This window comes from Paenibacillus sp. Aloe-11, assembly GCF_000245715.1.
Classification (GTDB): domain Bacteria; phylum Bacillota; class Bacilli; order Paenibacillales; family Paenibacillaceae; genus Paenibacillus; species Paenibacillus kribbensis.
This window is the reverse complement of record NZ_JH601056.1, coordinates 803665-816298: the sequence shown is the minus strand read 5'-3', so window position 1 is coordinate 816298 and position 12634 is coordinate 803665. Positions and strand designations below refer to the sequence as shown.

The following is a 12634-nucleotide window of genomic DNA, read 5'->3' as shown; positions in this document are numbered from 1 at the left end:
CACTGTCAAGCTTGCCATCCAGTGGACAACTGCCGGGTTGGCAGAGGGGTGCTTCGCAGTCAGTGAGCATCAGGGCTGGGTATCGGGAATATACGGCTCCAAGACGGAGACGCCGGTATTGCAGGGCCAGGCCGCTTTTTCAGGAAAAGCGGGTATTCTGACGGTGTGTCTGCCGGAGGACTCGGCCGATCACAATGAGCAGCTTCGTCTGACCGAGTGCGAGCTTGATCCTGCGCGCCAGCGGGTGGAGCTGTCTTATGTGTTTGGTGTCGCAGCCGGAACCATCGTCATTGACGAAGCCACGCTGGAATGGAAGGAGCATGGCTGACGGCCGCTGCGAGGCCGGGAGGTATACTGGAATCCTTGATCACTATGCATCAAGGTTCCGGTTACCTCCTCTTTTTTATGGCTTGACCCAGTGTAATCAAGACGAGATCAAGATCGTTAGATGACTGTTCGTCTTTTTGTTATAAAAATGGAAAAGTGATCGAGAAATTAGCTTGTAATAAAAAATATAAGCGAAATTATTATAAAAAGTAGATATATACCAGAAATCCGTTTTCCAATAAGAGCTCCAAATTCGTTAGGATTTTTATATCCAATGATTAAACTGGGAGCAAAAAAAATGATGGATAGAAGAAAGGTGTAGTGAAACCCGGTATTGTCAACATTAGACCATGCGGGCAACCCTAAAAAGGAAAGCAACTGGTCCCCAAATATGTAATTGCCAAATTCAAAAGAAACAGCCATACCAAGAAGAGCTAAAAGCAGTGAAAGTGATCCCAAACCTACTTTTTTTTCGTTTTTTCTCAACAGTTTAAAGATAATTAGTAAAATTGCAATTGTTTGTATGCTATACGTCAATATTGATGAAAAGGGATGTTCCATAAAGTCCCTCCTTGAAATGTTCGTCTATGTATTATGATGTGAAGTAAAGTCGACAAAATAATCATATCCAAAAGATGTTTTGCTGTATAAAAATAATACTGGTGGTCCTTAAAGTTGCGTTAGGAGCCACCAGTAAAAACTAATTTACGATATTGTTACATAATGAGAGCCAGCTACACTTTTACTGTATACTGTTGCAACACCTTGAAAGGGTTAAAGATAAAGGTGAGCCATCTTTTTGATTTACACCTTTATTTTGATTCAGAATTATTGTCCAATGAGTTCTAAGATTTGTGTGTAAGCATTTTTATAATGATCAGGGCTAGGATCTTCTCCTATTATCTTGGGTACGTCAAAGTCAGACAGCAGGAAATGGTGTTTGGGTTGAACTTCATGCCTTGCTAAGCAACTTTTGCAACAGGACAAGGGACAGCCATCGATTGCAATGATGTCACGTCCCGATTTTGCTGTTCTAACAAGTGGCTTGACATCACCACCCACACCAGCAATGCAGGACATTTCAGCGACTTTTTCCCGATCCATTTTGATAGCGATCATATTAGCGGTTTGTGCTGCGGAGGAACATCCAGAACATGAATAGACAAGAGGTAAATCAGTTCTTTTCATCTTTGTACACTTCCCTGTTTTTTCTTTGTGATCCATCACGGTATTTTTGGTTTTAGATAAAACATAATTTAAATTGTTTGTATTTTAGCTTAAATTTACAGGTTAGACCGTGATATTGATCACGACAACATTTTTTCAAAATCTACCATTAAACTTTTAATACAAGAAGAGGAACTTCCAGAAATGAGAAGCTCCTCTTCGTTCGTTTCAGTGTTATCAATGAAAATAAGTTCTGCGCCATCTCTTTGCTCCGAGAGTATACACTCTGTATCCCTTTTTATAGAAAATAATAGAAAATTAGAGCAAAATATGATAAAGCTATAATATAAAAAGGAGTGTCTTTCTATGAAAAGAGAAAAAAGACAACGATTAATTAAGCAATTGGTAAGCGAATATGAAATAGAAACACAAGAGAAGTTAGTAGAATTGTTGGCAGAACAAGATGTAATAGTAACGCAAGCTACGATTTCACGGGATATCCGTGAGTTGAAATTAATAAAAATAGCTTCTCCGAAAGGATTTATGATCTATAATGTTTCCTCAGAAATGCCTTTGCAAACGGATTTGAAGTTAAAGAAGAAGTTAAAAGAAGTTGTTGTCAAGATTGATTATATCGATCAATTGACGATTATAAAAACGTTGCCTGGCAATGCAAATGTTATCGGTGTTTTATTAGATAATTCAAATTGGAGAGAAATGGTAGGATGTGTATGCGGGAATGATACCTGCCTTGTCATTTCCCAAACCCTATCGGATCGAAAGATTTTAGAAGAAAGATTTAATTTAATTTTTAGATAAAATAGCTGGTAGATTGTCAAGTGAGAATACGAGGTTACTTGAATTTAGTAATTAAAGAGTGTAGGATGCCCGGAATTGAGCATGCCGTAGCCGTGATGTATCTTGTTGGATCAAGCATCACAGCTACCTTGCGGGCGTTCCTTCGCTCTTTTTCTTTTGAATGCGCTTCCATTTCACATAGGCTGCAAGTTGAGCATGCATTTTTAGATCAGCAGTTACAGTCCAGATATTCATCATATATACGTAATATGAAATAGGTTTTGTAGATAAACTGACAAAATCTATTATAAAAATACATTTTTTTTATTATTTTAAAAATAAAAACGTGAAATATTTCTCAACAAAAATGTTGGCGTTTGCACGGGGCGGAAAGCATGGACCATTTATGATGCATTTGTATACATCAAAGATTAAAAAGGAGGTACGACCCATGAAGCATCCATTGCATGTTGCTTCGGAAATTGGGGAATTACAAACGGTTTTATTAAAACGTCCGGGACAAGAATTAGAAAACTTAACACCGGATTTTTTACAACCGTTATTATTTGACGATATTCCCTTTTTGCCGGTGATTCAAAAAGAACATGACTATTTTGCCCAAACATTACGCAATCGGGGAATTGAAGTTCTTTATTTGGAAAAACTTGCGGCCGAGGCATTAGTGGATAAAAAACGGAGAGAAGAATTTGTTGACCAAATGTTAAAAGAAGGAAGGGCCGAAGGAAATGTTTCACATCAAATTTTAAAAGAATATTTACTTTCCTTCTCCAATGAAGATTTAGTTCAAAAAATAATGAGTGGTGTACGAAAAAACGAAATTGAAACGGGTAAGAGTATGCAATTACATGAATTTATGCAAGATCATTCTCCATTTTATTTGGTTCCAATGCCAAATTTATATTTTACCCGCGATCCTGCAGCTGTTATTGGTGATGGATTAACGATTAATAAAATGAGGGAAACTGCACGAAGACGTGAATCTATGTTTATGGAGTACGTTATTAAACATCACCCGAGATTTACCAGTCATAATGTACCGATTTGGCTGGATCGCAATTATGAATTTCCAATCGAAGGTGGTGATGAGCTCATTTTAAATGAAGAAACCATTGCCATTGGTGTATCTGCCCGTACTTCAGCTAAAGCTATTGAACGTTTAGCCCTAAATCTATTTAGCCGTCAAGAAAAATTCAAGCGAGTACTAGCCATTGAAATTCCAAAATGCCGGGCATTTATGCATTTAGATACCGTATTTACGATGGTTGATTATGATAAATTTACAATTCATCCAGCGATCCAAGGACCGCAAGGAAATATGAATATTTATGTTTTAGAGAAAGGCCCGGATGAAGAAACGCTTAAAATTACCCATCACACCTCTTTAATGGAATCGCTAAAAGAGGTTTTGGGCTTAAAGGATTTGGTTCTTATTCCTTGTGGCGGAGGAGATGCAATAGCCTCTGCTCGTGAACAATGGAATGACGGATCCAATACATTAGCCATTGCGCCAGGAGTCGTTGTTACGTATGACCGTAACTATGTATCCAATGCTTTATTGCGTGAACACGGTATCGAGGTCATTGAAATATTGAGCTCGGAATTATCCCGTGGCCGTGGGGGTCCACGTTGTATGAGTATGCCAATCGTTCGAAAAGATATTTAAATTACGGAGAAAGCAGGGATAAATATGGGAAAAACTAATTCAAGCTTAAAAGGTAGAAGTTTTCTTGCAGAGATCGATTTTACAGAAGAGGAACTTTTATATTTGCTCGATTTAGCAGCAGATGTAAAAGAGAAAAAGAAAAATGGCACTCCCCATCGTTATTTGGAAGGAAAAAATATAGCCCTTTTATTTGAAAAAACCTCTACTCGTACACGGTGCGCATTTACAGTAGCTTGTACAGATTTAGGCGCGCACCCCGAGTATTTGGGTAAAGGTGATATTCAGCTTGGTAAAAAAGAATCCGTAGAAGACACGGCGAAAGTGTTGGGCCGCATGTTTGACGGAATTGAGTTTCGCGGCTTTGCTCATAAAACAGTGGAATCTTTAGCAGAGCATTCGGGTGTACCGGTGTGGAACGGTCTAACGGATATGTGGCATCCAACCCAAACGCTCGCGGATTTATTAACCATCCAGGAACATATTGGGCATTTGCGAAATGTGAAGCTCGTTTATGTTGGCGATGGCCGAAACAATGTTGCTAATAGCTTATTGGTGGGTGGCTCAATCGTTGGCATGGATGTTCGGATTTGTGCGCCACAATCATTATGGCCAGCACAAGAAGTCATTTATTTGGCCAAGAAATGTAGTGACCAGGTAATGGTAACCAGTAGCATTGAAGAGGCTGTTGCGGGCGCAGATGTAATCTACACAGATGTTTGGGTATCTATGGGGGAAGAAGATAAATTTGCTGAACGTATTGAGCTGCTCTCGCCTTATCAAGTAAATATGCAAATGATTAAAGAAACAGGGAATAAGGATGTGATTTTTCTACATTGTTTACCCGCATTTCATGATTTGGAAACAACGTATGGAAAAGAAATTTACGAAAAATATGGATTGAGAGAAATGGAAGTAACCGATGAGGTATTCCGCAGCAAGCATTCCAAAGTATTCGATCAAGCTGAAAATAGAATGCATACCATTAAAGCGGTTTTGGCAGCTACTTTAGGAAATATGGAGTAAAGAAGGAATTCATCTTCCTTCTTTCTCTCTCTCTTTTCCTTAACACGATCAAATAGAGAGAGGTGAGTGTAGTGGGTGAAGAAAAGAAATTAGGATTATTTACTTTAACAGCTCTTGTTGTCGGTTCGATGATAGGCGGTGGAGCATTTAACCTGGCAAGTGATATGGCCAAAGAAGCCGGAGCCGGAGCGATCATGATTGGGTGGGTGATCACAGGCATCGGAATGATTGCACTTGGATTGTCCTTTCAGAATTTAACTAAAAAAAGGCCGGATTTGGATGGTGGTATTTTTAGTTACGCGAAAGCTGGATTTGGAAATTTTATGGGGTTTAATAGCGCGTGGGGGTATTGGGTAGCCGCATGGCTTGGGAATGTAGCTTACGCAACTTTACTATTTAGTTCATTAGGCTATTTTTTTTCCATTTTTGATGGGGGGCAAAATATAGCATCAATCATTGGTGCGAGCATCTTGCTCTGGTGTGTTCACCTGCTGATTTTACGAGGCGTACAATCGGCAGCGCTTATAAATCTAGTAACTACAATCGCAAAATTAGTACCTGTGTTTGTATTCATTATTGTGGGAATCTTTGCTTTTCAACTCCATGTATTCGTAGACGGATTTTGGGGACAAGGGGGTACTTTTAATTGGGGGGCGGTAGGCAGTCAAGTTAAAAGCACAATGCTTGTAACGGTCTGGGTATTTACTGGTGTTGAAGGGGCTGTTGTTCTATCTGGCCGTGCAAAAAATAAAAGTGATGTCGGGAAAGCGACAGTTATTGGATTGATCGGAACACTTATTGTTTACGTATTGATTACATTATTATCTCTCGGGCTTATGCAGCAAGCGGATATTGCTAATTTGAAAAATCCAGCTATGGCCTATTTATTTGAAAGTGTTGTTGGAAAATGGGGAGCTGCATTTATTAACCTGGGTTTGGTTGTTTCCGCCTCAGGCGCTTGGCTCGGGTGGACTTTACTTGCATCTGAAATTCCATATTTAGCCGCTAAAGATGGTACATTTCCAAAGTGGTTTGCGAAAGAGAATAAAAATAAAGCTCCTGTAAATTCATTATGGATTACAAATGGTTTAATTCAACTTTTTTTATTAACCTTCATTATTTCGGATAAAGCGTATCATTTTGCGTTTTCTCTAGCATCCTCCGCTATTTTAGTTCCTTATGTATTTTCAGCATTTTATCAATTGAAGTATAGCTTGCGATCAAACGAAAAAGGCCGAACCCTCAATATAATCATTGGGATCGTTGCAAGTATTTATGGGATTTGGTTAGTTTATGCGGCTGGGTTAAATTACTTGTTATTAGCAATGACCTTATATGCACCAGGCATTTTTATCTATTATAAGCTACAAAAGCAAAATAATCCAAAGAAAGTATTTACTCAGGTGGAACTGATATTATCTGTTGCTATTGCTGCTTTGGCAGTATTCACAATCTATGAATTAGTTACGGGGAATTTTGCGATTTAAGTTTTTTGGCAATAAAAACAATTGGAGGGTTGAAGTATGGCACGCAGAAAAATTGTAGTGGCACTAGGCGGAAACGCGATACAATCCGTGGACGCTACGGCACAGGCACAACAAGAAGCATTAGAAAAAACAGCGGAACAACTTGTAAAAATAATAGAAAATGATGTGGATATCGTAATTATCCATGGGAATGGTCCGCAAGTAGGAAATATTTTATTACAGCAAAAAGCGGCGGAATCAGAAAAAAACCCCGCAATGCCGTTGGATACTTGTGGTGCGATGAGTCAAGGAATGATTGGCTATTGGATGGGAAATGCGATTGCAAAAGTATTGAGAAAACGAAATATAAATAAAGATGTGGTAACAATCGTAACCAGAGTGGTCGTCGATGAAAAAGATGAAGCATTTAATAATCCCACCAAACCAATCGGACCTTTTTATACAGAGGACGAAGCAAGAAAGGTCATGAAGGAAACAAAAGTGGTATTTAAAGAAGATGCAGGAAGAGGGTGGAGACGAGTTGTACCGTCACCAACACCTGTAAGCATTCTTGAATATAAAGTGATTGATTCTTTAGTGAATGATGGAAATATCGTCATTGCTGTTGGAGGTGGCGGAATTCCGATCATTCATTCTCATGATGAATTGACAGGGACTGAAGCGGTTATTGATAAAGACTTCGCCGCTCAGAAATTAGCTGAATTAGTAGGTGCCGATACGCTTGTCATTTTAACCGCAGTTGATTTTGTGTATGTGAATTTTAATAAGCCCAATCAAAAAAGGTTAGAGCTTGTAACCAGTGATGAATTAGAAGGATATATAAAGGAACAACATTTTGCAGCGGGAAGTATGCTACCCAAAATTGAAGCTGCGATTCATTTTGTTAATACCAATTCAGAACGAAAAGCCATTATTACTTCTTTAGAGAAGGTATATGAAGCATTAGAAGGAAAAACAGGTACGGTTATTTCTAAACAAGAGGGATCTGTGCATGTATAAATAACAATAAATAATACTGCTCTTTAAACAATATGGTCGAGTTTGGGCTGACTTTTGCTCCCGAATTCGGCCTGCTTGTTTCATTGATCATTTATAGTTTATGGAGAGCTAAATTGCTCAGTACATAGGATAAATGATAAAATTTCTATTATATTCTATTATGAAACAAGAGAGGTGTATTTATGGATAAAAGGAATGTGATGGAAAATTTAAAGCAGTTTAACTTATTTGCTGATTTATCAGAAAAAAAATTAAAAACCTTAAGAGAGTTTGTCTATTGGCGAACTTATAAGAAGGGTCAATTTTTATTTTTAGAAGGGGACTTAAGGGAGCGAATTTACCTTATGTTAGATGGCTTTGTAAAGTTAGAGCGGGTCAATCAAAGTGGAAATTTACTATATGAGGACTATGTAAAACAATATTCAATTTTCCCTTATGGCGGTATGTTTACAGATCAAAGATACAATTACTCGGCAGAAGCACTGACAGATGTAGATGTGTATTATATTCCTACAGCGATTTTTGAAGATATGTTGAAAGCCAATCCAAAGCAATTATTATCTGTTGTTCAGCAGTTTTCTTTAATTTTAAAACTTCATGAGCATCGTATACAATATATTACAATCCCCAATGCACAAGATCGGGTAATTCAGTCACTTAATTATTTAAGGCAGGATTTAGGGGAACAAAACGGTGAAGAGATTGTCATTTCGTGTCCACTGACAACAATCGGAATTTCTAAAATATCCGGAACGTCTCGCGAAACAGTTAGCGGTGTGTTAAACCAGTTAAAGAAAGATCATATTATTACCGTTTCAGGTAAAAAAATCATAATACATGACCCAACTTATTTTGAAGAAATCTCTATATGAATTCAAGATGGACGTCTTCAAAAAGAAGTCGTTCATCTTTTTGAATAACATCTTCCATTTCTGCAGCTGCATTCGAACGTTGCTCGTTCGAGATCGGAACAGCCATGATCCCATCGTCGAGAGGACGAATTACAGGGCGATTATCAAAAACCGATCCCCGACAGCTACTAAAGGTTTTGACTTACGTATGAGCATCAACTCCTTTAAGATTTGTGTGTAAGCATTTCTATAATGATTGGGGCTAGGATCTTCTCCTATTATTTTAGGTACGTCAAAGTCAGACAACACGAAATAGTGTTTGGGTTGACTTCATGCCTTGCTAAGCTGTCTTGTGTCTAGCTTGTTGCAGTGTACGATCTGCTTTTAAAATGTAAACCTAAAAAATCTTGGGATAATGCGGTAAATAGGCTAGAGAATATTTGTGGAGTGCTTGATGGGAAGGATCAAGCGAATTCCGTCTTTTACTCCTTCCATATTGATGGACTGCTTGTGTTGGCTTAACTGATAACCTATGGCTTCTTCCCATTCAGATAGCAGATGTTGGAATATCCTCGTTTTGATTCATTTTGATTTGATTCATTTGAGCGAATAGATTTTTGTCGTCCGATGAACATGAAACTTGTTGCTTACTAGTGAGTTCTAGTTGATAAAACCGTTGGCGTAATGCTTCTTGAAACCAATTTGGCCAATTTGACATAACACATTTTCCATCCTGTGGTTTGAGTGTGTATAGTAACTCTTATAGGGAGGGATGGCAAGTCGTTGTTTTGTGTGAAAAAAAGCTTATTCCTAACTTATAGTCAAGTTGGAATAAGCTTTTGAAATGTGTTGAATTTTTATCAGTTTGTTTTATGCCTAGCTTGTTATATTGTACGAACTTGTTACGTTGTAGACTCCTGACTATTGTCCATCCTCAGTTTTTATTTCTTTCCATTCAACCTCGTTAGATTGAATGCTTAGTACAATTACATCGTCCAAACCATTAAGAACCATTTTAATACACTCATCTTCTCCATCACATGGGAGTAAATCTAGCTCTAGTATTTCACTACTGTCCAAATTAAATAATTGAGGTTCAGTTTTGTAGAATGTTACATCAGAGAAAATTAATATTCCAAGCTGCATTTCTGGTTCAGTTTCAACATAGAAAGATTGCTTCCACTGACACAATTCTAAAGTCAATTTTAACTGCTTCTCGACCTCATTATATTTCAAATCCTCTACAAGACTATCAAAAAGGGTATACATTTTAATAAATTCTGACGGTTTCATTTTTCTCTCCCAATCTAAGGTATAATGTGAGATGCTTTCGAGCCTTTTGCTACCGGATTACCATTAACATCAAGGTAATAATCATTTTTCCCTGTACTATTTGGGTTGTGAACATGATAATGATCTTTACTCTCAAAACCATTTGCTCCTGGTTTCCCAGAGTCAAACCTAACTTTCATTCCAGTAGCAGGATCAATATATTCTCGTGAGCTAGTATTCTTCGCCATTCCTTCTGGCGTTGTATCTTTCCAGCCGTTATTTATTAATTCTTTAGGATTCTTCGGTAAATTATTTGTAGTATACCTAGCTTCTGGCGTCCCCTTAGTTCCGGGTAACTTCTCGTTAGGTTTGCTCGGCTTAGGAGGTGTTGAACCTTGCTTATTTTTTTCCTTAATCATTTCCCAAAGTTCAGCAGAATCTCCTCCTGCATTTGACGCCCCGTGGTAGGACATCACACCTCCATGATATATCATACCAGCAGATGCAACGTTCACCAACACACCAGCAGGAGATAATACGACCGATCCATCAAGGAGGAAACCACCAACCTCTCCCCCCGTACCAATCATCATCTCTCCAACCCCGGCTATAGTGCTGAACACATCTCCTATCACTTCACCTGTTTTACCTGCAATCGGATGTTTTGGGCTGTAGTCAATTTGATGTTTACCATGTGATACACTTCTTAAACCAGCTTGATATGCTCCTTGAGTAGCATCCCATGCCATTTCACTGCTAATCCGGGCTCCTTCTAACTGTAGTTGTGCGTTCAGTAATTCAGCCTCACCTTGCTTCTCTAATGCTTGTTCCCACCATGACTGAGATTCCTCTTCTTGCTTTGGCTCTGCTTGTTGAGCCATATAGCTGTCATAATTTGCTCTCCAGCGTTGTCTAAGATCTACCGGAATCTGCTGATACGCATGAACCATGGCATTAGACTCTTTCAGCAGGCTTTGAACCAGCTCTAATGGGCCACCGGAATACGCTATATGACGCGCACTTGTATATGCTTTTCCTAAAATCCACTTGCTATAATAGGCTTGTCTCGCTTGCTCATGCTCATATTGACTAATCAGTCCCTGAAGGGCTAAACCAGCCAAGTATTTCAATGGATGAACTCCGCTCCCCTTGCTGCTTCCTCCAATCGTAGGTGTTCCTTTGCTCCGAACGGGGATCGATGCAGTTGCTTGCAAAACCGTTGCCGCTACTTTACCTGCGGGTCCACCAACTGTATTTAACATCACACTAGCCACTTTCCCCATCGCTGGAATGGAGCCTAATAGCTTGGACACCGTACCCATTAAGGCATTCGCCTGTTGAAGCTCTGCTGGAGTGGTGACTTTTGCTTTAGGGGTAGAGGCTTGGCTGCTAGATGAATCCTTGGCTGCTGACTGAGCTGCTTCATAGGCTTTGATGCTCATCAGTGGCGGCTCCGGCACAGGAGGGAGGTCGGCTACAAAAACAGGCGCCTTTACCGTTCCTTCCTGATAAATCACTGGAGCTTTGGTATCCGTCTCACCATCCAGCACTATGCTGCTGGCCCCGCCTTTCAGATACAGAGCCGTTCCAGCTTCGAGCGAAAGTTCCTCACCTGCATCAAGCTTCACGTGACCACCCTGAATCTGCACATTCCCCGGACTGTTGATTGTGATGCCGTTAGCTTCATGCAGCATAATGGAGAATTCACCGGAGGTAGACAGGGTCAACTCCTGCTCAGACATTTCCACGCCGCTACCTTGCACGTGTTGCCATACCTTCACATTCGGCTGTCCATTCGCGTGGCGTTGTTGTCGCAGTGAATCCGTTACATAGGCATCCTGTTCGCGGTGTGTTGGCAGATACAATTCCACCTGTTCCCCGATTTCAGGCATATCGTACCATCCACTGTGTTCTTCGGCGACATAACGGGTGGCTACAGGAAACCAACAGGCTTTGGCAGGATCTTGCTTCGGGTCGATGTCCAGTTGAAGCTGCACAAAGTCCTGCTGTACCTTCAGTACCGTTCCTGTCAGCGAAATTCCGGTGGCCTGATCGTTCTCATACCGGGCATAGCGAATATCCTGTTCCGCTTGGAGTTCATAACGGGTACGCACTAAGCCATCTGCTAACGTTGTCACTGCCCGAACCACGACCAGTTCTTTGCCTTGTCCGATGGGTAACGTGATCAGATCACCCAGCGCATAGTATTGCAGGCTTTCAATCATATAGGTGACATACGAGCTAGCACGTTGTTCTCCCGGCTTTTCCGCATCCAGCTCATGAAATGTTTTTCGTACCCTGTAAAATACATCCCGTTCCACTTTGTGCTGTTTACCTTCTGGCATCCCGAAGAAAACCTTGGGTGAGGCTGCGGTCACCTCTGGTACAAGTACGGAACCAAAGCGAGAGGCGAGACGCTTTAAAAACGCCCAATCGGTCTCATCATATTGTAAAACAAATGCCTCCAGTTTGGCATAGTTGCTTACGGTATCAATGGCATCTCCATACTGATACTTTCGAATCAGTGCAGTGACCAGATCATCATAAGTGCGGTGAATATCTTGATAGGAGCGTCTTTTCACCTTAATATCCATCTGGTATGAATGGGAAGCGGCCTCCAGTTCAAACGTATACACGCCACGCACACATTGTACGGACATACTCGTTACAACCCCATGGAACAGCCTTCTCAGCGATTGTCCCTGTTCATCCAACTGACGAATGACAATCGGCTCCTGCTCCATATCCTGTCCAATACAGGCTGCTCCTTGTTCTTCGGAGAGCAACCCACTGATATGTAAATAGGCATGGTCGTTGATGGCACGTGTTATTTGAAGTTGTTCAATGTGTTGTGGCTGAAAGGGACCATAAAAGCGCAGGCTTTCATAGCCGATTGCGGCTGATAGTAGGCTCAAGTGATTTCATGACTCCTTTCTAGATGTGATAGTTACTTCTATGTAAAGTACGTCATCTTGAATTTGCTTCTGAATTATAGATGACGAAGATGGGTACAACAGTGAGTCAAG

Annotated in this window: 10 protein-coding genes and 1 pseudogene; 7 read left to right on the top strand and 4 right to left on the bottom strand. The window is 40.2% G+C overall.

The window, feature by feature from the left end:
- Window positions 1-328 (top strand): annotated as a pseudogene (locus tag WG8_RS17175) (alginate lyase family protein); the annotation flags it as partial.
- A 167-nt stretch (window positions 329-495) separates the two neighbouring features.
- On the opposite strand, the gene WG8_RS17170 reads toward WG8_RS17175, so the two are convergent.
- On the bottom strand, window positions 496-888 hold the full coding sequence (locus WG8_RS17170) for a hypothetical protein (RefSeq protein WP_043891154.1): 393 nt from the start codon (window positions 886-888) through the stop codon (window positions 496-498).
- 267 nt (window positions 889-1155) lie between these two features.
- On the bottom strand, window positions 1156-1515 hold the full coding sequence (locus WG8_RS17165; RefSeq protein ID WP_043891153.1) for a putative zinc-binding protein: 360 nt from the start codon (window positions 1513-1515) through the stop codon (window positions 1156-1158).
- Between the two features lie 345 nt (window positions 1516-1860).
- Between WG8_RS17165 and argR the strand changes: the two genes are divergently transcribed.
- From argR to WG8_RS17135, 6 genes are all read left to right on the top strand, one after another.
- Complete coding sequence (gene argR, locus WG8_RS17160) at window positions 1861-2313, top strand: arginine repressor (RefSeq protein WP_043891152.1); 453 nt, start codon at window positions 1861-1863, stop codon at window positions 2311-2313.
- 430 nt (window positions 2314-2743) lie between these two features.
- On the top strand, window positions 2744-3976 hold the full coding sequence (arcA, locus tag WG8_RS17155) for an arginine deiminase (protein ID WP_007431484.1): 1233 nt from the start codon (window positions 2744-2746) through the stop codon (window positions 3974-3976).
- A gap of 24 nt (window positions 3977-4000) precedes the next feature.
- The gene (argF, locus tag WG8_RS17150) at window positions 4001-4999 is read left to right on the top strand and encodes an ornithine carbamoyltransferase (RefSeq protein ID WP_043891151.1); all 999 of its coding nucleotides are present in this window, start codon (window positions 4001-4003) and stop codon (window positions 4997-4999) included.
- Window positions 5000-5070: 71 nt separating this feature from the next.
- Window positions 5071-6486: an arginine-ornithine antiporter gene (gene arcD, locus WG8_RS17145; protein ID WP_007431482.1), complete on the top strand. Its 1416-nt coding sequence runs from the start codon at window positions 5071-5073 to the stop codon at window positions 6484-6486.
- Window positions 6487-6522: 36 nt separating this feature from the next.
- On the top strand, window positions 6523-7485 hold the full coding sequence (gene arcC / locus WG8_RS17140) for a carbamate kinase (RefSeq protein ID WP_007431481.1): 963 nt from the start codon (window positions 6523-6525) through the stop codon (window positions 7483-7485).
- 182 nt (window positions 7486-7667) lie between these two features.
- Window positions 7668-8357: a Crp/Fnr family transcriptional regulator gene (locus WG8_RS17135; protein WP_043891150.1), complete on the top strand. Its 690-nt coding sequence runs from the start codon at window positions 7668-7670 to the stop codon at window positions 8355-8357.
- A 900-nt stretch (window positions 8358-9257) separates the two neighbouring features.
- Here WG8_RS17135 and WG8_RS17125 read toward each other — a convergent pair.
- A complete protein-coding gene (locus WG8_RS17125; protein WP_043891149.1) occupies window positions 9258-9629 on the bottom strand; it encodes a hypothetical protein in 372 nt (123 codons plus the stop codon).
- 14 nt (window positions 9630-9643) lie between these two features.
- Window positions 9644-12523, bottom strand: a complete 2880-nt coding sequence (locus tag WG8_RS17120; protein ID WP_007431479.1) for a contractile injection system protein, VgrG/Pvc8 family — start codon at window positions 12521-12523, stop codon at window positions 9644-9646.
- Window positions 12524-12634: the final 111 nt, after the last annotated feature.

Coding starts and splice junctions, on each gene's coding strand:
- WG8_RS17135 (WP_043891150.1), top strand. CDS start 7,668: ATGGATAAAAGGAATGTGATGGAAAATTTAAAGCAGTTTAACTTATTT.
- WG8_RS17125 (WP_043891149.1), bottom strand. CDS start 9,629: ATGAAACCGTCAGAATTTATTAAAATGTATACCCTTTTTGATAGTCTT.
- arcA (WP_007431484.1), top strand. CDS start 2,744: ATGAAGCATCCATTGCATGTTGCTTCGGAAATTGGGGAATTACAAACG.
- WG8_RS17165 (WP_043891153.1), bottom strand. CDS start 1,515: ATGAAAAGAACTGATTTACCTCTTGTCTATTCATGTTCTGGATGTTCC.
- WG8_RS17170 (WP_043891154.1), bottom strand. CDS start 888: ATGGAACATCCCTTTTCATCAATATTGACGTATAGCATACAAACAATT.
- argR (WP_043891152.1), top strand. CDS start 1,861: ATGAAAAGAGAAAAAAGACAACGATTAATTAAGCAATTGGTAAGCGAA.
- argF (WP_043891151.1), top strand. CDS start 4,001: ATGGGAAAAACTAATTCAAGCTTAAAAGGTAGAAGTTTTCTTGCAGAG.
- arcC (WP_007431481.1), top strand. CDS start 6,523: ATGGCACGCAGAAAAATTGTAGTGGCACTAGGCGGAAACGCGATACAA.